At 69.8% G+C, this 20,292-nt stretch carries 21 protein-coding genes and 1 tRNA gene; 16 read left to right on the top strand and 6 right to left on the bottom strand.

Translation table 11 applies throughout. From position 1 onward, the window contains the following. Nucleotides 1–185 precede the first annotated feature (185 nt). Nucleotides 186–992 (top strand): SGNH/GDSL hydrolase family protein, encoded by an 807-nt coding sequence (locus GZ67_RS0115065; RefSeq protein WP_029262994.1) that lies wholly within the window; start codon nt 186–188, stop codon nt 990–992. Here the strand turns inward: GZ67_RS0115065 and GZ67_RS0115060 are convergent. Continuing rightward, entirely contained in the window at nt 961–1,503 is a 543-nt protein-coding gene (locus tag GZ67_RS0115060; RefSeq protein ID WP_029262993.1) for a VOC family protein, read from the bottom strand. The two genes, GZ67_RS0115065 and GZ67_RS0115060, sit on opposite strands and share 32 nt — an antisense overlap. A gap of 87 nt (nt 1,504–1,590) precedes the next feature. Between GZ67_RS0115060 and GZ67_RS0115055 the strand changes: the two genes are divergently transcribed. Further along, the gene (locus GZ67_RS0115055) at nt 1,591–2,385 is read left to right on the top strand and encodes an AraC family transcriptional regulator (RefSeq protein ID WP_029262992.1); all 795 of its coding nucleotides are present in this window, start codon (nt 1,591–1,593) and stop codon (nt 2,383–2,385) included. Nucleotides 2,386–2,387: 2 nt separating this feature from the next. Here the strand turns inward: GZ67_RS0115055 and GZ67_RS0115050 are convergent, their stop codons facing one another. Beyond that, entirely contained in the window at nt 2,388–3,617 is a 1,230-nt protein-coding gene (locus tag GZ67_RS0115050) for an APC family permease (RefSeq protein WP_029262991.1), read from the bottom strand. Between the two features lie 43 nt (nt 3,618–3,660). After that, the gene (locus tag GZ67_RS0115045) at nt 3,661–4,131 is read right to left on the bottom strand and encodes a PaaI family thioesterase (RefSeq protein ID WP_029262990.1); all 471 of its coding nucleotides are present in this window, start codon (nt 4,129–4,131) and stop codon (nt 3,661–3,663) included. 102 nt (nt 4,132–4,233) lie between these two features. Here GZ67_RS0115045 and GZ67_RS0115040 point away from each other — a divergent pair, with 102 nt between their 5' ends. The 11 genes from GZ67_RS0115040 to GZ67_RS0114990 all read left to right on the top strand — a co-directional run bounded on the left by GZ67_RS0115040 (nt 4,234) and on the right by GZ67_RS0114990 (nt 14,640). Beyond that, nucleotides 4,234–4,584, top strand: coding sequence for a GntR family transcriptional regulator (locus GZ67_RS0115040; RefSeq protein WP_029262989.1), 351 nt, complete (start codon nt 4,234–4,236; stop codon nt 4,582–4,584). Further along, nucleotides 4,581–5,624, top strand: coding sequence for a hypothetical protein (locus GZ67_RS19865; protein ID WP_036303815.1), 1,044 nt, complete (start codon nt 4,581–4,583; stop codon nt 5,622–5,624). The genes GZ67_RS0115040 and GZ67_RS19865 overlap by 4 nt, the downstream gene beginning before the upstream one ends. A gap of 5 nt (nt 5,625–5,629) precedes the next feature. Beyond that, nucleotides 5,630–6,580 carry a CPBP family intramembrane glutamic endopeptidase gene (locus tag GZ67_RS0115030; RefSeq protein ID WP_029262987.1) on the top strand — a complete coding sequence of 317 codons (951 nt, stop codon included), beginning with the start codon at nt 5,630–5,632 and terminating at the stop codon, nt 6,578–6,580. A gap of 31 nt (nt 6,581–6,611) precedes the next feature. Continuing rightward, nucleotides 6,612–7,271, top strand: coding sequence for an O-methyltransferase (locus tag GZ67_RS0115025; RefSeq protein WP_029262986.1), 660 nt, complete (start codon nt 6,612–6,614; stop codon nt 7,269–7,271). A 118-nt stretch (nt 7,272–7,389) separates the two neighbouring features. Beyond that, nucleotides 7,390–8,670, top strand: a complete 1,281-nt coding sequence (gene eno, locus GZ67_RS0115020) for a phosphopyruvate hydratase (protein WP_029262985.1) — start codon at nt 7,390–7,392, stop codon at nt 8,668–8,670. A 98-nt stretch (nt 8,671–8,768) separates the two neighbouring features. Next, complete coding sequence (locus GZ67_RS0115015) at nt 8,769–9,335, top strand: FtsB family cell division protein (protein WP_197021062.1); 567 nt, start codon at nt 8,769–8,771, stop codon at nt 9,333–9,335. Between the two features lie 47 nt (nt 9,336–9,382). Next, the gene (locus GZ67_RS0115010) at nt 9,383–9,925 is read left to right on the top strand and encodes a DUF501 domain-containing protein (protein ID WP_029262983.1); all 543 of its coding nucleotides are present in this window, start codon (nt 9,383–9,385) and stop codon (nt 9,923–9,925) included. After that, on the top strand, nt 9,922–11,229 hold the full coding sequence (locus tag GZ67_RS0115005) for a S8 family serine peptidase (protein WP_029262982.1): 1,308 nt from the start codon (nt 9,922–9,924) through the stop codon (nt 11,227–11,229). The genes GZ67_RS0115010 and GZ67_RS0115005 overlap by 4 nt, the downstream gene beginning before the upstream one ends. A 25-nt stretch (nt 11,230–11,254) precedes the next feature. Next, complete coding sequence (locus GZ67_RS0115000; protein ID WP_029262981.1) at nt 11,255–12,769, top strand: NAD(P)/FAD-dependent oxidoreductase; 1,515 nt, start codon at nt 11,255–11,257, stop codon at nt 12,767–12,769. Nucleotides 12,770–13,062: 293 nt separating this feature from the next. Continuing rightward, a complete protein-coding gene (locus GZ67_RS0114995) occupies nt 13,063–13,968 on the top strand; it encodes a hypothetical protein (protein WP_029262980.1) in 906 nt (301 codons plus the stop codon). Nucleotides 13,969–13,974: 6 nt separating this feature from the next. After that, the gene (locus GZ67_RS0114990) at nt 13,975–14,640 is read left to right on the top strand and encodes a DedA family protein (protein ID WP_029262979.1); all 666 of its coding nucleotides are present in this window, start codon (nt 13,975–13,977) and stop codon (nt 14,638–14,640) included. A gap of 9 nt (nt 14,641–14,649) precedes the next feature. Here the strand turns inward: GZ67_RS0114990 and GZ67_RS0114985 are convergent. Then, nucleotides 14,650–14,722: transfer RNA gene (locus GZ67_RS0114985), tRNA-Leu, on the bottom strand. A gap of 87 nt (nt 14,723–14,809) precedes the next feature. Here GZ67_RS0114985 and GZ67_RS0114980 point away from each other — a divergent pair. The 3 genes from GZ67_RS0114980 to GZ67_RS0114970 all read left to right on the top strand — a co-directional run bounded on the left by GZ67_RS0114980 (nt 14,810) and on the right by GZ67_RS0114970 (nt 18,027). After that, nucleotides 14,810–16,057, top strand: a complete 1,248-nt coding sequence (locus GZ67_RS0114980; RefSeq protein ID WP_029262978.1) for an alanine racemase — start codon at nt 14,810–14,812, stop codon at nt 16,055–16,057. Continuing rightward, nucleotides 16,054–17,367 carry a D-arabinono-1,4-lactone oxidase gene (locus tag GZ67_RS0114975; RefSeq protein ID WP_029262977.1) on the top strand — a complete coding sequence of 438 codons (1,314 nt, stop codon included), beginning with the start codon at nt 16,054–16,056 and terminating at the stop codon, nt 17,365–17,367. Before GZ67_RS0114980 ends, GZ67_RS0114975 begins: the two co-directional genes overlap by 4 nt. Before the next feature lie 93 nt (nt 17,368–17,460). Further along, nucleotides 17,461–18,027 carry a LemA family protein gene (locus GZ67_RS0114970; RefSeq protein ID WP_029262976.1) on the top strand — a complete coding sequence of 189 codons (567 nt, stop codon included), beginning with the start codon at nt 17,461–17,463 and terminating at the stop codon, nt 18,025–18,027. A 27-nt stretch (nt 18,028–18,054) separates the two neighbouring features. On the opposite strand, the gene GZ67_RS0114965 is transcribed toward GZ67_RS0114970, so the two are convergent. Both GZ67_RS0114965 and GZ67_RS0114960 read right to left on the bottom strand, forming a co-directional pair. Then, nucleotides 18,055–18,975, bottom strand: coding sequence for a hypothetical protein (locus tag GZ67_RS0114965; RefSeq protein ID WP_029262975.1), 921 nt, complete (start codon nt 18,973–18,975; stop codon nt 18,055–18,057). Beyond that, nucleotides 18,972–20,228: a winged helix-turn-helix domain-containing protein gene (locus GZ67_RS0114960; RefSeq protein ID WP_029262974.1), complete on the bottom strand. Its 1,257-nt coding sequence runs from the start codon at nt 20,226–20,228 to the stop codon at nt 18,972–18,974. Before GZ67_RS0114960 ends, GZ67_RS0114965 begins: the two co-directional genes overlap by 4 nt. Nucleotides 20,229–20,292 lie beyond the last annotated feature (64 nt).

The following is a 20,292-nucleotide window of genomic DNA, read 5'->3' as shown; positions in this document are numbered from 1 at the left end:
AGCTTGTCGCGCCCGCTCTCCCGCTTCCCGCGCTCAACTGTCGGGAGAATGCACGGTTGTCGGGAGAATCGCCGAGGTTCCGTCCGACATCCGTGCGAACTCCCGACATGTGCGCCTGGCCGGCCGGGCGGCAGCAGCCCCAGGCCGTTCACGCCGCGTTCACGCCGGCGCGGTGGAATCGGGGTGTGAGCCGCTTCCGCACCCTCGCCGTCGTGACGCTGGCCCTCGCGGCGGTGCTGAGCGGTGCGCGTTTCACCCTCGTGCAGCAGGCCGCCATCGCGCGGAAGCGGATCGGGAAGCCGCTGGGGGAGGAGTCCCTCGACGCCGACCGGGTGTGGCGTCGAGCGCTCGACGGCGAGCCCCTCGATCTGCTGGTGTTGGGCGACTCGATCGCCGCGGGTCTCGGGGCGGAGCGCCGCAAGGAGACGCTCGGCGGTCGGCTCGCGAAGAGCGTGGGCCGGCGGATGCATCTACCGGTGCGGCTGCGCACCGCTGCGGTCGTGGGCTCGGAGTCACCCGACCTTCCCGCGCAGCTCGACGCGCTCCCCGCCGACTACCGTCCGCACGTGGCGGTGATCGTCGTGGGCGGCAACGACGTGACGCACCGTCTGCCGGTGGCGCTGTCTGCGCAGCATCTGCACGAGGCCATCCGGAGGCTGCGCACGAGCGGTGCCGAGGTCGTCGTCGGCACCTGTCCCGACCTCGGTGCACTGCGTGCGGTTCCGCAGCCGCTCCGTCGGATCGCGTCGAGCCTGTCGCGCCGTCTCGCCGTGATCCAGGACGAGACGGCGCGACGGGCGGGCGCCGAGCCGGTCGACCTGCGCCGCGCGGTCGGCCCGATGTTCTTCGACGAGCCGGAGGAGATGTTCAGTCTCGACCGCTTCCACCCGAGCGCTCTGGGTTACCGGCGCACCGCCGAGGCCCTGCTGCCTGCCGTGTGCCGTGCGGCGGAGGTGGCGCTCAGTTCGCGCCGTCGCTCGGGGCCGCGCTGAAGGACGCGGCCCACTCGGCCACCCGGCGGCTGCTCTCCTCGTCGGAGATGTCATCGACACGGGTCATCACCGACCAGCGCACGCCGAACGGGTCGCGGATGCTCGCGAACCGGTCGCCCGAGACGAACGGCGCCGGTGCTTCGCGCACCGTAGCTCCGGCCTCGACGGCTTTCGCCACGACCGAATCGACGTCTGAGACGTAGAGGCCCATCGAGTAGCAGTCGTCGTCGCCCTCGGGCGAGCGGACGAGGTGGTACTCCGGGTTTGGCTCGCCGAGCTGCAGGATGCCGAGTCCGAAGTCGAGGTCGGCATGGGCGACCACGCCGCCGAACTCGGTCACGTCGATGACTCTGGCGCCGAAGACGTCGCGGTAGAACTCGATCGCTTTCTTCGCGTCGGGGATCGCCAGGAACGGCGTGAGCGAGGTCGCGCTGTTCGGGCGCCCGTCGGTCGTGTACGTCCCGGTGGCACCGGTCGTGGGGGCGTCTGTCGTGGGGATGTCGTTGCTCATGCCGCCACGTTAGGCCGGGGGCACGGCCCGCGACTTGAACATCCGCGACAACCTCCCGATGTCGGGGCGGGAGCCTACGCTGGGCGCATGGTGAACCCGACCCGTGGCGTGCTGTACCCCGCCCGCCTGCCCGAGTTCCACCGCCTTCCCGCGCCGGCCGCGGTGACAGAGCTGGTCGCCTGGTTCTGGATTCCGGAGTGGGACATCGAGCCCGGCCGTTCTTCGCGCCAGGAGATCGTCGCCTATCCGGCGCTCAACCTCGTCGTCGATGCGGATGCCGTGATGCTGTCGGGCGCCACGACGCGGGTGTCCCACCGTGATCTCCGGGGGAGAGGCTGGGCGGTGGGCGCCCTGCTGCGCCCTGCCGCTGTCGCCGCCCTGGTCGATGACCCCACCGCACTGGTCGACGGCGAGCGAGTCCTGGGTGGGCCGACGGCGAATGTCGCGGAGCTGCACAGTGCCGTGGTGGCGGCGATGGGTTCCGGAGACGGGCACCGCGAGCAGGCGGTCGCGATCTTCGCCCGGTGGCTCGGGGAACGGGTCGGACCGGTCGGGGATCCCGCGCGTCAGGCCAACGCGCTCATGGATGTGCTGATGGGCGACGATGCCGCGCTCACTCCCGAAGAGGCGGCCACGCGCCTCGCGGTGTCGGTGCGAACCCTGCAGCGGATGACCCATCGCCACGTCGGGCTCTCGCCCGCCGCGATGATCCGGCGACGGCGCCTGCAGGAGGCAGCTGTGCGCGTGCGGGAGCACCCGGACATCGACCTCGCGTCGATCGCCGCCGAGCTCGGATACGCGGATCACGCCCATCTGACGAGGGACTTCCATGCCGTCCTCGGTATCGCGCCGCGCGCATACCGCTCCGAGTCGAGCCGCTGACCTCAGACGCGCGCGAGTCGGAGTCGCAGCATCCGGTATCCCACGCCGAGCAGGACCACTCCTGCTCCGATGGTGGAGGCCAGGACGGGAAGGGTCGCCACCAGCACGAGGCAGCCCAGCGCGCCGATGACCTGCAGTGCGCGGGGGTAGCGGCGTGCCGATCCTGTCTGCCGGAAGGCCGCCGCATTGGCGATGAAGTAGTACAGCAGCACACCGAAGGACGAGAAGCCGATCGCCCCGCGAAGATCGGCGACGAGCACGATGGCGATCACGATGACGGCGATCATGATCTCGGCGCGCTGCGGCACGTGGTGGCGCTCGTCGATCTTCGCGAGGAATCTCGGGACGTCGCTCTCCCGTGCCATGGCGAGGGTCGTCCGGCCGATCCCGGTCAGCAGTGCCAGCAGCGCGCCGAGTGAGGCGGCCGCTGCAGCCACACGGATGACCGGGGCCCACGCGGAAGCGCCCGCCGCGTCGAGCAGGTCGACCAGAGGCGCCATCGATCTGATCGCATCCCCGCCGAGGACCAGGACGACCGCGACGCAGACGAGCGTGTAGACGACGACGGCTCCACCCAGTGCGAGGACGATCGCGCGCGGAATCGTCTTCGACGGGTCGACCACCTCCTCGCCCATGGTCGCGATGCGCGCGTAGCCGGCGAACGCGAAGAACAGCAGCCCGGCACCCTGCAGCACGCCGTAGGCGGTGGCGTCGGGCAGCGGACCGGGGGTGGCGGTCGGTGCGGCGCCGAGACCGAAGCCGACCGCGACGGCGATCCCGAGGAGCGAGCACACGACCAGGATGCGGGTGAGCAGCGCGGTCCTGGTCACGCCGAAGCAGTTCACGACCGCCAGCGCGGCGACGGCGACCACGGCGACCGGCACCTGCCATCCGGCGGGGGCGGCATAGGCGGCGAAGGTCATCGCCATGGCGGCGCAGCTCGCGATCTTGCCGATCACGAAGCTCCAGCCGGCGACGAATCCCCACCAGGGTCCGATCTCGGCGCGGGCATACGCATACGTGCCGCCCGCGACGGGATGCGCGGCCGCGAGCTGCGCCGATGCGGTGGCGTTGCCGTATGCGACGACGGCGGCGATCGCGAGGGCGATGAGGATGCCGCTTCCGGCGGCCCCGATCGCCGGAGCCCACACGGCGAACACGCCGGCGCCGATCATGGAGCCGAGACCGATGGCGACGGCGTCTCCGAGCGTCAGACGGCGAGCGAGGGGCATCCGTCCATGGTGACAGCCCGCGGTGAACGGCGGGTGACGCGGTTCACCCTCGGGACGCCGTGACCCGCTTCTTCTCCCGGATGTACACCTCGCGGCGCACCTTCGCGACGACATCGCCCTCGCGGTCCGTGATGGTCGTCTCGAACCATTCGAGCACTTTCGCCCCACCCCGGGCGCGCTCGCGGATCTCCTCGGCCTTCTCCTTCGACACCTCGAACTCGGCCGTCAGTACGCCGCGGCCGGGCTTGAGGAACTCGATCTCGCCGCGGGTGTCCCACACCACATGGTCGCGCCCGAGCTGATGCATGACGAGCATGAAGAAGTACGGGTCGGTCATCGCGGACATGGACCCGCCGAACGCGGTCTTGACGTAGTTGCGGGTGAAGACGTTCACGTGCAGCTCGACGGTGGCGTGGGTCCAGTCCTCGCTGAAGCGACGGATGCGGATGCCGCTGAAGAGGTTCGGGATCCACAGGCTCATGCCGAGGGCGAGGCGGCGGGGAGTGATGCGCATCCCGCCAGTGTGGGGGACGCGGGCGAGGACGACGAAGACGTCTGGAGGGTAGCCACAGTTGTTCTAGTTCGAGTAGAATAACGCGAACAAGACGGAGGTCGGATGCTGATCAGGGTCGACATGGCGAGCGGGGTGCCGCTCTACGAGCAGGTCGCGGCCTCCGTGCGTGCTGACATCATCGCCGGCAGACTGGCGCCGGGAGACCGACTTCCCTCGGCGCGCGAAGTCGCCGAGACCCTCGAGATCAACCTGCACACCGTCCTGCACGCTTACCAGCAGCTGCGCGCGGAGGGCCTGATCGACCTGCGACGTGGTCGTGGTGCAGTGGTCTCGGCTTCCGTCGGTCCGCTCGTCGACCTGACGAAGGATCTGCATGATCTGGTGTCGCGCGCCGCCGAGCTCGGCGTCGCGCCGGCCACACTCGCCGCTCTCGTGAAGGAGATCACCGTATGACCCCCGCCGTCCGCCGTGCCCGCACCGCTTTCCTCTGGGTGGGGGTGATCATTCCGCTCACGATCCTGGCGGTGTCGGCGGTCATCGTCGCGTTCTGGCTCCCCGAGATCCCGGAGCCTGCGGCGATCCACTGGTCGGAGGACTGCGTGAACGGCTTCGGGCCCGGCTGGACCTACCTCGCCATCCTCGGCGGCATCGCGGTGATGGTCATCGGGTTCGCGCTCCTCGCGTGGTTCGCGCACCGACTCCCGCAGAACGGGCAGCCGGTTCCCTCCGCAGAAGCCGAGCGCCCGCAGTGGTCGATCACGGCGAGGTTCCTCGGCGCGATGAACCTCGGTCTCGCGGCCATCATCTCCTTCCTCACCCTGGTCGGTGTCGACGCGCAACGCGGTCTCGCGGATGCCGCCGACACACCCGACATCGGCTTCGAGGTGCTGATCGGGTTCCTGCTCATGGCCGCCGGCGTGGCGATCGGGTGGTTCCTGCAGCCGTCCACGCCCCTGCCGGACACGAGCGGGTCCGAGAGCCCGGCGGAGCCCCTCCCGACCTCCGCCACGGAACGCCTCGTGTGGATCGGCACCGCAGCGATCGCCGGTGTCGCGTCGGCTGTGCTCGGCGGCGCGGTGCTGCTCGCCTGTGCGCTCGCCGCCGTCATGATCGCGACGGGAGCGGGCGGAGTGATGACCGCGGTCATCATGCTCGCCTCGTGCGGGATCCTGATCGCCGCGCTCGTCACCACCTTCGCGTTCCGCGTGCGCATCGGGCCCGCCGGACTGCTCGTGCGGTCGTTGGCGGGCTGGCCGAGGATCGAGATCCCGTCCGCCGATATCGCGTCGGTACGCGCGATCGACGTCGATCCCTTCGCCGAGTTCGGGGGATGGGGGCTGCGCTACGGCCTCGACGGACGGTACGGCGTGGTCCTGCGGCGAGGTGAAGCGCTCGAAGTGACGCGGGTCGGTGGACGGCGGTTCGTCGTCACGGTCGACGACGCACAGACAGCGGCGGCGGCGCTCGCCGCCGTCACGAGGAAGGAAGCGTGAACAGCATGGACTCACCCACCCCCACGCCTCGAAGAGTCGAGTGGCCCGCCATCATCGTCTTCGTGGTCGTCGCCTGCGCGCTGGCCTGGCTGGTGGCACTGCCACTGTGGCTCGGAGACGGTCTCGCCGAGCCGATGTCCGTCTTCCTCCTCCCGGTCATGATGTTCACTCCGGCCATCGCGGTACTGGTCGTCACCTTCGCGATGCGCGTGCCCGCGCGGGGACAGCGTGCACGCTTCCTGGGCCTCTGGCCGCTACGGCCCGCCAAGCGCGTGGTCTGGCTTATGGTCGCCGCATGGCTCGTCCCGCCGGTCCTGGTGGCGCTCACGATCCTCGTGTCCGCAGCGCTCGGGTTCGTGCAGCTCGATCTGACGTTCGCCGGCTTCGCGGCTGAGCTCGCGAAGTCGCTGCCCGATGGTGTTCCGGTGCCGCCGGTCGAGATCGTCGTGTTCGCGCAGATCGCGATGGTTCCGCTCGGGGCGCTGCTCAACAGCTTCTTCGCCTTCGGGGAGGAGCTCGGATGGCGAGGCTGGCTGGTGCCGGCCCTGCGACCGCTCGGCACCTGGCCCGCCCTGATCCTCAGCGGCGCGATCTGGGGCCTGTGGCACAGCCCGATCATCCTGCTCGGCTACAACTTCGGGCGCACCGACATCACGGGAGTCCTGTTCATGGTCGGCGGCTGCGTCGCGTGGGGCATCCTGCTCGGCTGGCTGCGCCTGCGCTCGGCATCCGTCTGGCCGGCGGTGATCGCGCACGGATCGCTGAACGCCGCCGCAGGGCTCATCGTCCTGTTCGCGGCCACGCAGCCCGACATGGCGCTCGCCGGACCTCTCGGCGTGGCGGCATGGATCGTCATCGCGGTGGTCGTCCTGGTGCTCGTGCTGACCGGCCAGTTCCGGAAGCAGCCGGAGCTCGCCGACGCGCCCGGTCGTCTGCTCTCGCCGCCGCGGGGTTGACGGAGGCCACAGCCGGCGGTTGGCTGAGGTCATGGACTCCACCCCCGCCGCCTGGTCGCAGGCCGATTCGTACCTCGCCGACACGCTCGTCGGGCCCGACGCCGAACTGGAATCGGCTCTCGTCGCGCAGCGAGAGGCGGGGCTGCCCGAGATCGAGGTCGCTCCCGTCGCCGGCAAGCTGCTGAACCTGCTCGTCCGCATCAGCGGTGCGCGAAGGGTGCTCGAGATCGGCACCCTCGGCGGCTATTCGACGATCTGGCTCGCCCGCGCCGTCGGTTCCGAAGGCCGCATCGTGACGATCGAGGCGGAGGCTGAGAACGCCGCCGTCGCACGGGCCAGCATCGATGCCGCCGGTGTCGGCGACCGGGTCGACATCCGCATCGGCAGGGGCGCCGAGGTGCTGCCGACTCTGGTCGGCGGGTTCGATCTGGTGTTCATCGACGCCGACAAGGAGTCCAACACCGTCTATCTCGACTGGGCCGCGCGACTCGGTCACTCGGGCACGGTCGTCGTGCTGGACAACATCGGGCGCGAAGGCGAGATCGTCCGCGACGACAGCACCGACTCGAAGGTGATCGGCACCCGTGACGGTCTGCGGATGCTGGGGGAGGACCCGCGCTTCGACGCCACGGCGCTGCAGACGGTCGGGGCGAAGGGCTGGGACGGCTTCGCGATCGCCGTCGTGGTCTGAGCCCGCTCCGTGCGCGGCGGTCGGACGAGTCCCTGATCGGGGCGCACGGCCGGGCTAGACTGGGCGCGGATCGACGACGCTCCACACCACGTTTTCCCCCTGAGCAAGGAGCACATCAGTGGCACTGATCGAGGCTGTAGGCGCACGCGAGATTCTCGACTCGCGCGGAAACCCGACCGTCGAGGTGGAGGTCCTCCTCGACGACGGCATCGTGCAGCGGGCGGCCGTCCCGTCCGGTGCATCCACCGGTGCGTTCGAGGCGTACGAGCTCCGCGACGGCGACAAGAGCCGCTACGGCGGCAAGGGCGTCCTCAAGGCCGTCGAGGCCATCATCGACGAGCTGGGACCTGCGATCGAAGGTGTCGAGGCGAGCGAGCAGCGCATCGTCGACGAGATCCTCATCGAGGTCGACGGCACCGAGAACAAGAAGCGCGTCGGCGCCAACGCCATCCTCGGCGTGAGCCTCGCCGTCGCCAAGGCGGCCGCAGACTCCGCTGACCTCCCGCTGTTCCGCTACCTGGGTGGCCCGAACGCGCACGTGCTGCCCGTTCCGCTCTTCAACGTCATCAACGGCGGCGAGCACGCCGACAACGGCATCGACATGCAGGAGTTCTTCCTCGCGCCGGTCGGCGCGGAGACCTACTCCGAGGCGCTCCGCTGGGGCGTCGAGACCTACCACGTGCTGCGCGCGGAGCTGAAGGCCGCGGGCTACGCGACCGGTCTCGGCGACGAGGGCGGCTTCGCCCCCGACCTGCCCAGCAACCGCGAGGGTCTGGACTTCCTGGTGAAGGCGATCGAGAAGGCCGGCTTCACCCCCGGCACCGACATCGCCCTCGGCCTCGACGTCGCGGCGACCGAGTTCTTCAAGGACGGCGTCTACCGCCTCGACAACAAGGACTGGGACGCGGCCGCGCTCACCGAGTACTACGTGGGCCTCGTCAACGACTTCCCGATCGTCACGATCGAGGACGCTCTCGCCGAGGACGACTGGGACAACTGGAAGCACCTCACCGACGCTCTGGGCTCCAAGGTCCAGCTGGTCGGCGACGACCTGTTCGTCACCAACCCGCAGCGTCTCGCCGACGGCATCAAGCGCGGCGTCGCCAACTCGCTGCTCGTCAAGGTCAACCAGATCGGCACGCTCACCGAGACGTTCGATGCGGTCAGCCTGGCGCAGCGCTCCGGCTACACGGCGATGCTGTCGCACCGCTCGGGTGAGACCGAGGACACCACCATCGCCGACCTCGTCGTCGCGACGAACTCCGGTCAGATCAAGGCGGGTGCGCCCGCTCGCAGCGAGCGCGTCGCGAAGTACAACCAGCTGCTGCGCATCGAGGAGGAGCTCGGCGACGCCGCGGTCTTCGCCGGTCGTTCCGCGTTCCCGCGTTCGCAGGCCTGAGAACAGCTGACACACGAAGAAGCCGCGCGAGCGGCGGCCGAGAAAGCCGTCGCCCGCGGCGCAGGAAGCCGCTGAAGCGGTATGACGAAGGAGGGGCCGTGGCACGACGACCGGCTCCTCCTTCGTCGTCTCCGAACCCGAAGGCGACCGGAAAGGGGCGCGGCGGGTCGAAGGCGTCCGCTGTTGCCGCCCCCGCGCCCAGGGCCGCGGGGAGGAACCGCGGCGACGCGGCACGTGTGGATGTGCGCGAGTGGGCCTCCGGCATCCGCCTCTCGGCGTTTTCGGTCATCATGCTCTCGCTCGTGGTGCTGGGGGCCTGGGTCCTCGTGCCCACGCTCGGCACGTTCATCGACCAGCGTCAGAAGATCGCGGCGCTCGAGGCATCGGTGCAGGTGAGCGAAGACGAGATCACGGCGCTGATCGCCGAGCGCGAGCGATGGAACGACCCCGCCTACATCACCACTCAGGCGCGCGAGCGCCTGTACTACGTCAAGCCGGGCGAGGTCGTCTATCTGATCGACAACGACCTCGATCCGTCCGTGCTTCCGCGTGAGCAGGCGCCCGTGAGCGACACACTCGAGGAGAAGCCGTCGGACTGGATGCCGCAGCTGCTGCGCACCCTGGTCGCGACGGGACTCAGCGACACGGCGACGACCGCTCCCTGAGCGTCCGCTCCGAGCATCCTCTCGGTCGGCTCCCCTACGCTGGTGGGGTGACCACGCCGCCGTTCCCCGCTCCCACGCCCGCCGAGCTCGCCGTCGTCTCGGCCCAGCTCGGTCGTCCCGCCCGGGGTGTGGTGGGCATCGCCGCTCGCTGCGCCTGCGGCAACCCCACGGTGGTCGCGACGACGCCGCGCCTCCCGGACGGCACACCGTTCCCCACGTTCTACTACCTGACGCACCCGGCTGCCACGGCCGCGATGTCGACCCTCGAGGCCAACCAGGTGATGCCGGAGCTCGCAGCGCTCCTGGCCGACGATGAAGATGTCGCCGCCGCCTACCTCGCCGCGCATGAGGCCTACCTCGCCGACCGCGCGCAGTTCGGGGAGGTGTCCGAGATCGACGGCATCTCGGCCGGAGGGATGCCGACGCGTGTGAAGTGCCTGCATGCACTCGCGGGGCATGCGCTCGCTGCCGGTCCGAGAGTGAACCCCATCGGTGATGCCGCGCTGGCGCGGTCGTCCTGGTCGCCCGACGTGTGCCGGTGCGAAGACCCCGGCGCCGCGCAGCGCGAAGCGGCGGCGTCACCGGCATGACAGCCCGTCGGACGCTGCGCAGCGCCGCCGCCATGATGGTGGTCGCGGCGTCTGTGCTGCTCCTCGGCGCCACCGCGACGCCGCCCCCGATCCCGGACGATCCGTCCGATCCGACCCGCGCATCGGAGTATTGGCTCGACGGGGCGCGGATCCGCGAGGCATGGCAGACGACCCGCGGCAAGGGTGTGACGATCGCCGTGATCGACACCGGCATCGGCAAGGTGCCCGAGGTGTTCGGCGATGCCGTGGTCGGCGGCACGGACGTCTCCGGTGCGGGCACGCCGGATGGACGGACGCCGCTCGGCGCGATCGACGGAAATCATGGCTCCTGGGTGGCTTCGCTCGCCGCCGGACGCGGCGCCGCCGATGGGACCGGCATGATCGGAGTCGCGCCGGAGGCCAACCTCCTCTCCATCTCGGTCGGCTTCGGCGCGGCCGCCGCCGTGCCGTTCACGGAGCAGGTGGCGAAGGGCATGCGCTGGGCGGTCGACAACGGTGCCGACATCATCAACCTCTCGTTCACGACGAACACGCTCGACTGGGACGAGAGCTGGGACGACGCGTTCCTCTATGCGTTCGAGCACGACGTCGTGGTCGTCGTCGCCGCGGGCAACCGGGGGAGTGGCACGAACATCATCGGCGCACCGGCGACCATCCCCGGCGTGCTCACGGTGGGCGGCGTGGACCAGACCGGCACGGCGAGCGTCGAGGCTTCCACCCAGGGCATCACGATCGGGATATCCGCTCCGAGCGAGGGCCTGATCGGAGTCTCCGCCGACGGCAAGGTCGAGCGGTGGCGAGGGACGAGCGGCGCGGCGCCCATCGTCGCGGGGGTCGCCGCGCTGATCCGCTCTGCGCATCCCGACATCAAGGCGATCGACGTCATCAACCGCATCATCAAGACGGCGATACCGGTCCCGGACGCCATCAAGCCACAGGATCCGCTCTACGGCTACGGGCTGGTGGATGCCGCCGCGGCGATCTCCGCCAATATCCCCCCGGTGAGCGCGAACCCCATGGGCGACCTGGCGGAATGGGTGCGCTACTTCCGTCGCGCGGAGTCGGAACCGCAGCCCGTGCCGTCGATGACGCCGGTGGCCGTGCCCCCTCTTCCCGCGGCCGATGCGCCGAGCGAGGCGGCTTCACCGTTGCTTCCCAGCGCCGATTCGCTGCGCTACGGTACCCTGCCGCTCATCGCGCTCACCGTGCCTGGTATCCTGGTAGCGCTTGGCGTCACCGCAGCTGCCCGGCGCATCCGATCGGCGCGCGTTTCCGTACGCCAAATCCCCGACTCCGAGGAGTAGTTCTTCTGTGCCTCAGAACAGCACTGTGCCCAAGATTCTGATCGTCGGCGGAGGGTACGCAGGCTTCTACACCGCGTGGAAGCTCGAGAAGCACCTCCGCAAGGGTGAGGCCGACGTGACCATGGTCGACCCGCTGCCGTACATGACGTACCAGCCGTTCCTGCCCGAGGTGGCCGCCGGCTCGATCGAGGCACGTCATTCGGTCGTCGCCCACCGCCGTCACCTCAAGCGCACCCACGTCCTCACCGCCAAGGTGACGAACATCAACCACGCGCAGAAGGTCGCGACGATCACGCCGCCCGTCGGCGAGCCGTACGAGTTCGCGTACGACCAGATCGTCGTCACCGCGGGAGCCGTCTCCCGCACCTTCCCGATCCCGGGCATCGCCGACAACGCGATCGGGCTGAAGACCATCGAGGAAGCCGTCGCGATCCGCGACAAGGTCATGTCGAACTTCGACAAGGCCGCCTCGCTCCCCGCCGGACCCGAGCGCGACCGTCTGCTGACCGTCGTCGTCGTCGGCGGCGGGTTCGCCGGTATCGAGGTGTTCGCCGAGCTGCGTTCGCTGGCTTCCGCGCTGGTGGGCAAGTACCCGCAGATCAGCTTCGAAGACACGCACTTCCACCTCATCGAGGCGATGGGACGCATCATGCCCGAGGTCTCGCTGCAGACCAGCGAGTGGGTGCTCAAGGACCTCGCCAAGCGCGGTGCCAACGTGCACCTCGACACGCAGCTGACGAGCGCGGTCGACGGCAACGTCGAGCTCTCCACGGGCGAGGTCATCCCGACCGACGTCATCGTGTGGACCGCCGGTGTCATGGCGAACCCGACCGTGGTTCGTGGCGGCGACCTCCCGGTCGAGGAGCGCGGTCGCATCCAGACCCGTGCCGACCTGCGCGTCGGAACGCCCGAGGCCTTCGTCGAGGGTGCCTGGGCTGCGGGCGATGTGTCGGCCGTCCCCGACCTCTCGGGTGGCGGCGTCGGCGGCTTCTGCGTGCCGAACGCTCAGCACGCGGTGCGTCAGGCGAAGCTTCTCGCGAAGAACCTCGTCGCCGTGCTCCGGGGCGAGAACCCCAAGGACTACTTCCACAAGAACATGGGCGCGGTGGCGGGTCTCGGCCTGTACAACGGCGTCTTCCAGTCCGGCAAGATCGCCCTCAAGGGCTTCGTGGCCTGGGTCGCGCACCGCGGCTACCACGGTCTCGCGATGCCGACGTGGGAGCGCAAATTCCGCGTCATCTGGGGCTGGTGGAACAACCTGTGGCTGGGTCGCGACCTGGTGAACCTCGAGACGGTGCAGAACCCGCGCTACGTCTTCGAGGAGTTCGCCGCGCGTCCGCGTCCGGCAGCTCCCGCGGCGCCCGTGGCAGATGCTGCTCCGGCGGCGAAGGCTGCTCCGGCCGCGAAGGCTGCTCCGGCGGCATCGGAGACGACCGCCGAGAAGAAGCCGGCCGCGAAGAAGCCGGCCGCGAAGAAGCCTGCGGCGAAGAAGCCTGCCGCCGAGAAGGCTCCTGAGCCGGCCGAGGCTGCAGCGAAGTAGCAGACCCTCGAATCAGATTGAGATCGGCCCCGCGCGCTCTGCGCCGGGGCCGATCTTCGTTTCTTCGGGGCGGCTCCGAGGCGAAGCACAGGTGCGGTCGGTAGCGTGAGGGCAGCAAGGGGAGTACTCCCGTCTGCAGCGTCGTCGTCATTACGAGCACGAGATCGTGCTCCGGCCCGCTGGCCCGTGAGGGTGGAGGAGACCTTGGCACCCGCATAGCGGGGTGCCGAGAAACCCCTGCCGTCGCTTCGACGTGGGAATCCCCGGTGGCCCGCACCACGAAAGGGACACCCATGGGAAAGCTCTCCCGACTGATCGGAATGGCATCCGACGCGCTCGAGAAGAATGCCGGTTCCGGACGCACCGACCATTCGGCGGGCGGGTCCCGCTCGACGGACTGGGGCGGGATGCTCCGCGGAGCCGTGGACGCGGTCCGCGGTCCCGCGGAAGGAACCCCTCGCGCAGACCAGAGCGCACGGACCGCGGGTGCGGATCCCTATGCGCCGCCGGCACCCGGTGCTCCGAGCGTCAGGGCCGGTTCGACCCCTCCGCGGGATCGTTACGCACCACCGGTCGCCGGATCCGCGCGTACATCCCCTGCGGCAACCGACGCCGATAGAGCGGCCATCGCCCGCTACGATTACCTGCTGCAGACGGCCGACCCGCAGCGTGTCGAGCAGATCCACCGCGAGGCATTCGCCCGTCTGACTCCCGAGCAGCGCACGCTCGTCGAGGCGCGGATGCGGCAGGAGCTCGAACCGGGGGAGCGTCCGAGGTCTTCATCTCCCGATGATCTCGCTCGCGCGGCCGGGCGTGCGGAGGCCATGAAGCCGGGGCGGATGCGCGGACTCCTGTCGCGCGTGCGCGGCGCGGGTGCCGGTGGTGCTGCGGTCGCCGCAGGCGGTGCGGCGGTGGGACTGCTCGGCGTGGTCGCCGGTGGTGCGGTGCTCAGCACGGTGGCCGGTCCGCTTCTGGAGCAGGCCGCGAACATCGGCGTCGACTTCGGCGCGCTGGCCGAGGGCGTCGACGTCGAGTCGCTCGCCGCCGGAATCGATGTCGAGTCGATCGCCGGCGGGGCCGGCGACCTCATGGGTTCCGCAGGCGAGGCGGCGTCCGGACTGGGCGAGACGGCCACGGGATGGGGCGAGCGGCTCGGCGACCTGGGCATCCCGGGCATCGGCGATCTGTTCGGACGCTGAGCTCGGATGTTCTTCGCAACCGACGCCGAACACGGCTTCACCGGTCTGACCGGATTCGCGGCCGACGTGCTCACCTCCCTCGGCGACGTCGGGGTCGGGGTGCTCGTCTTCCTCGAGGTGCTGATCCCGCCGATCCCAAGCGAGGTGATCCTGCCGTTCGCCGGATACCTCAGCCAGAGCGGGGAGCTGAACCTGGGATGGCTCATCTTCTGGAGCACGCTGGCCTCCTGGCTGGGAGCTCTGCTGCTGTATGGACTCGGCGCGGCGATCGGCATGCAACGGGCGGTGCGGCTGCTGGCGGCGACCCGGTTGGTGAGCCGCTCCGACCTGGAGCGGGGAGCCGACTGGTTCACGCGCAGCGGCGGCTGGACGGTGCTGGTGGGCCGGATGGTCCCGGGCGTTCGCAGTCTCATCTCCATCCCCGCCGGGGCATCGCGCATGAATCTCGCCACCTTCAGCATCTACACGATCGTCGGCAGTGGCGCGTGGAACGCTCTGCTCCTCGGTGTCGGTGCGGCGCTCGGCACGCAGCACGAGCAGTTGGAGCAGTACCTCGGGTACCTCGACTACGCCGTCTACACGGCCATCGTGATCGCCCTCATCGTCCTGGTCGCTCGCCGGGTGCGTGAGGCTGCGGGAGAGCGGAGGGCGGTTGCCGACGGCGAGAACTGAGAAGCGGAGTGCCCCCGCTGGGACTCGAACCCAGACTGAAGCGATTTTAAGTCGCCTGCCTCTGCCATTGGGCTACGGGGGCCGCGTCGTCAGCCTATCGCCGTGCGGTGGCTGCGACCCGGTGCCGCAAGGGGTGATCCGGAGTATGAGGAGGCCTTAGGGTGGGGGAGTGCTCGACCTCATCGACGAACTGAGCCCCGTCCAGGGTGCGCCCGCGATCGCCCCCGAGTGGGAAGATCCGGCCCGATACTGGCCACGCCTCTCCGCCGCGACCGGACACCTGCCGGCGCCGGTCGGGGTGATCGATCGTGAGGCGCTCCGCTACAACGCGATGGACCTGCTGGTGCGCGCGGGCGGGCTCCCCATCCGTGTCGCCTCGAAATCGGTGCGGGTGCGGGCCGTGCTCGATGCCGTGCTGAAGCTCCCCGGATTCCGCGGGATCCTCGCGTTCACGCTCGAGGAGGCGCTGTGGCTGGCTGAGACGCACGATGACATCATGCTCGGCTATCCGACGGTGGATCGTGCGGGTCTGGAACGGCTCTTCTCCGACGAGCAGGCGGCGCAGCGCATCACGCTGATGGTCGACGATCTCGTCCACCTCGACTTGATCGACAGTGTCGCAGGTCCCGCCTCGCGCCCCGAGATCCGGGTCGCGATCGATGTCGATGCGTCCTGGCGCTCTTCCCTCCTCGGCCACATCGGCGTGCGCCGCTCGGCGCTCTTCACGCCCGGCGAGGTCGCGGGCTTCGCCCGCAAGGTCGTCGCCCGTCCCGGCTTCCGGCTCGTCGGACTTCAGATGTACGACGCGCAGATCGCCGGTCAGGGCGATGATGCCGGTGCCGACGCGCCGCTGATCCGCATGGTGCAGGCACGTTCGAGGAACGAGCTGCGGGAGCGACGGGCAGCCATCGTGGCCGCCGTCGGTGCGATCGCTCCGCTGGAGATCCTCAACGGAGGGGGCACCGGCTCGCTCGAGTTCACGGGGAGCGACGAATCACTCACCGAGGCGAGTGCCGGGAGCGGGCTGCTCGGTGGCCACCTGTTCGACGGGTACCGCTCGTTCCGCCCCGCTCCTGCCTCGGCCTTCGCGTTCGATGTGGTGCGCCGACCGGCCGCCGACATCGCCACCGTGCTGGGTGGAGGGTGGATAGCTTCCGGTCCCGCTCTCGCCTCCCGTCAGCCCCGTCCGGTGTGGCCGGAGGGACTCCGCACACTCGGGCGCGAGGCCGCCGGTGAGGTGCAGACGCCGTTGCAGGGTCCTGCCGCCACGTCGTTGGGCGTGGGGGACCGGGTCTGGTTCCGGCATGCGAAGAGCGGCGAGCCCGCGGAGCGCATCGAGCGCTATCACCTGGTGTCGGGGGAGCAGGTCATCGAGGAGCTTCCCACGTACCGCGGCGAGGGAAAGGCTTTCCTGTGACGAGAATCGGCGGCTCCTGGCAGAACTGGGGCCGCTCGGCCTCGGTGCGCCCCGTGCGCGTGGAGCGTCCGCGCAGCCCCGAAGGCGTGCAGCGCGCGGTGATCGCTGCGGTCAAGCACGGTCTCAGCGTGAAGGCTGTCGGAGCGGGGCACAGCTTCACCGGCATCGCCGTCGCACCCGGCGTCCTGCTGGAGCTGGATGACCTGCAGGGACTCGTATCGGCGGATGCAGCCAGCGGCCGCGTCACCCTCCTCGCAGGAACCCGTCTGCACCGCATCCCCGGACTACTCGCCCCCTATGGGCTCGCCATGGAGAATCTGGGCGACATCGATCGCCAGTCCATCGCGGGAGCGATCTCGACCGGAACCCATGGCTCCGGTGCCCGGTTCGGCGGCCTGGCGACCCAGGTCGTCGGCATCACCATGGTCACGGCCGCCGGAGATTTCCTCCGCATCGACGATGAACACGAGAGCGAGCTGCTGCCCGCCGTCGCGCTCGGGCTCGGCGCGCTCGGCATCATCGTCGAGGTGACGCTGCAATGCGCGCCGGCGTTCGTGATGCACGCCATCGACGAGCCGGCGCCCCTCGACGACGTGCTCGCCACACTCGAGGAGCGCGTGGCCTCGTGGGACCACTTCGAGTTCTACTGGTTCCCGCACACCGAGGTGGCGCTGACGAAGCGTCAGACGCGACTGCCGGAGTCGACGGTGCGCAAGCCGCTCCCGGTCGTGGGCAGGTGGATCGATGAGACGCTCCTCTCCAACGGGGTCTACCGCGTCGTGTGCGCTGCGGGGCAGGTGGTGCCTGCGGTGACTCCGCCGTTCAGCAGGTTGGCGGTCAAGCTCACCGGGGACCGTGAGTACACCGAGCTGTCGCATCGGGTGCTCATCCAGAGCCGCACCGTGCGTTTCCGCGAGATGGAGTACGCGCTCCCGGCCGAGAACGTCGTGCCGGCGTTCCAGGCGGTCCGCGCCCTCATCGCTCAGCGCGGGTGGCGGATCGAGTTCCCGATCGAGGTGCGCTTCGCGGCGGGCGACGACCTGTGGCTGTCGACGGCGCACGGGCGGCCGAGCGCCTACATAGCCGTGCACCGGTATTGGCGCGCCGACCCCACGGAGTACTTCAACGCGGTCGAGGAGATCATGCTCGAGTTCGGCGGACGGCCGCACTGGGGCAAGCTACACACGTTGACGGACCAGGCGCTGCGCGAGCGCTACCCTCGATTCGACGACTTCGTCGCGCTCCGCGACCGCCTGGATCCCGAGCGGCGCTTCACGAACCGCTATCTCGAACGGGTTCTCGGAGCCTGACCCGGCTCGAGGCCGCAATCCGCGCCGCGCGCCCAGTCCACGTGCAGGGTGCGCGTCTAGGATGAGAGAAACACGAGGAAGGGTGGGCCTCTGATGGAATGGCTCGTGCCGGTACTGATCGTTGTCGGAGTGATCCTGCTCGCCGGCATCTATCTCTGGGCCACGTACAACTCGCTGGTGCAACTGAAGGTCCGCGTCGACGAGGCGTGGAGCGGCATCACGGTGCAGCTGAAGCGACGAGCCGACCTCATTCCCAACCTCATCGAGACGGTCAAGGGATACGCCTCCCACGAGAAGGCGGTCTTCGAGAACGTGACTCGTGCGCGCGCCGAGACGCTGTCGGCCGGCGGTCCCGGTGAGGCCGGCATCGCCGAGGGACACCTCCAGCAGGCGCTGCGCAGTCTCTTCGCGGTCGCCGAGGCGTACCCGCAGCTGCAGGCGAGCACGAACTTCCTCCAGGTGCAGCAGGCGCTGGTCGACACCGAAGACAAGATCCAGGCTGCGCGCCGGTTCTACAACGGTGGCGTGCGCGAGCTCAACACCAAGATCAAGGTCTTCCCGAACAACCTGTTCGCCAAGGGGCTCGGTTTCACCGAGCGCGAGTTCTTCGAGGTCGCCGACAGCAGTGCGATCTCCGAACCGCCTCGCGTCCAGTTCTGATTCGAATCGCATTCACCAGGGGCCCGCTCACCAGGCGCTGAGCACCACGCCCTCTGCGGTGAACGACACGTCGCCGCGCAGACTCCACGAGTCGGTCCGGTAGGTGGCCTCACGTTTCGCGCCGTCCTGACCGGTTCCGGTGACCGTGGTGACGAGGACGCCCCCCTCCGCCGCGAATCCGTTGCCGGACAGGGTCAGCGTCGGTAGCTTCTCGACGCGGTAGCGGAACTCTGACACGGCGCGGAATTCGGTACCCCAGGGAATGCGGATGCCGCAGCCCTCGGGCGGCGTATCACCAGGCACGGTGCACGCCTCGAGATGATCGTCGAGCTGATTCTGGGCTGCGACTGTCGCCTCCGAGCGCAGCGACACCTCGAGATCGATCGACTGCTCGTCTCCCAGCAGCACCGTCACCGAGCTCTCGCCGCTGAGCAGCTCTGCCGGGGCGGCGGTCACGGGGTAGGTCGCCGGCAGCAATGTCGTGGCTTCGCCCGCGGGCAGCGTCTGCCCGCCGATGGAGACGAACGAGCCGACCGAGGGGCGGGCGGTCACGGTACCCCGCCCGGACTCATCCACGACCCACCGCCCGTCGACGGGGGAGAGTGTGAGCGCTGCCGTGTGCTTCTCGTCGGCCAGGCGGAACGTGATCTCGGCCGTCGCCGTCACACCACCGACCGGCGCGCTGTCGTCTCCGCTGACGGAGATCACCTCCGCACCGTGCACGAGTGCCGTCGCGTCGGAGAACGCGTCGAGCGTCTCCCGTTGCATCACGGCACCAGTGGCCTCCACCGCTGCGGGGTCACCGGATTCGAGTGCGCGCAGGTACTCCGCCGCCGCCTCCTCCGCCGTGGCGGGGCGGCCGGTCGCCTGCCAGATCCACAGGCCCCCGGCGACGAGCACGACGACACCGACCGCACCGGCGATCAGCCACCATCGCCGCCGGCTCACGGGGCGCTCTCTCTGGCGTGCACGTGGCGGTGCACGCTGCCACCTGCTCCGGTCAGCGCCGCATGAAGCGCTGCCGTGGCGTCACCCCACCCAGAGACCGAGACCCGCTCCAGGCCCTGCCAGGCGGCCGCGAGGGCCAACTCGGCGGCGACCGGCTCGGCATCGCCCGGCTGCGCCTGGGGTTCCCACCACGCGGACTGCACCTGCAGCGTCGAGGTGGCGCGGTCGGCCTTCAGATCGACGCGCGCCACGATGCGGTCGCCGACGAGCACGGGCAGCGAGTAGTAGCCGAACCGGCGCTTCTCGGCCGGCACGTAGATCTCGATGCGGTAGTCGAGATCGAAGATGCGCAGCGCCCGGTCGCGGAACCACACCACCGGATCGAACGGAGTCAGAACGGCCGCGGTCTCGATCTTGCGGGGCAGCACGGCATCGCGATGCCGCCACGCGCGCAGCGGACGGCCTCCGCGTTCCCAGCCGCGCACCTGCACCGGCTGCAGCTCGCCGGCGTCGACGAGCTCGGTGATCGATCGGGCGACCGCGGCACGGTCACGGATGCGGTAGTAGTCGGCGAGGTCGGACTGCGTCGCGACACCGCTCGAGCGAGCCGCACGGCGCGTCAACTCCAGGATCGCCTCGTCTCGGGAGATCTCCCGCGATCGGATAACGTCGGGGATCACCTGGTCGGCCAGCGCGTACGTGCGCTCGAAGCCCCGGCGGCCGCTCACGGCGACATCGCCCGTGCGCCAGAGGTGTTCGAGCGCGAGCTTGGCTTCGTCCCAGTCCCACCATGTTCCGCGCTCTCGCGGCGCGTCGTCGCGCAGGTCGGCGGGACGCAGCGGCCCCCTGGCGCGGAGTTCGTCCTGCACCCACTGCACCGTGCGCGCGTTGTTGCTCATCCACGAGTCCTCATCCGCCCACTTCCGCCGGAAGTCGTCCATGCGGAATCGCCACAGCGGCCAGTCCGCCACCGGGATGAACGTCGCCTCGTGGGCGAGGTACTCGACGTAGTGGGTGGTGCGGGAGAGGAAGACCCTGTCGAGCAGTGTCGGGTCGTAGGAGCCGAGACGCGAGAAGAGCGGCAGGTAATGCGAGCGCGCGAACACGTTCACCGAATCGATCTGAAGGACGCCGAGCCGATCCATCACGCGGTGCACGTGGCGCGCGGTGACCGATGCGGGTCGGGATCGGGTGAACCCCTGAGCGGCGAGGGCGATCCGCCGGGCGTGCGGGGAGCTGAGGGTCTCGGTCACGCCGTCAGCGTATCGCCGGGCACCGACATCTCCGCTCTTCGGTGATGGATGCGTCGAACGGCAT

It is taken from the genome of Microbacterium sp. Cr-K20, from assembly GCF_000708325.1.
Classification (GTDB): Bacteria; Actinomycetota; Actinomycetes; order Actinomycetales; family Microbacteriaceae; genus Microbacterium.
The sequence above is the reverse complement of the archived record's forward strand: the minus strand, read 5'-3'. Positions and strand labels throughout refer to the sequence as shown.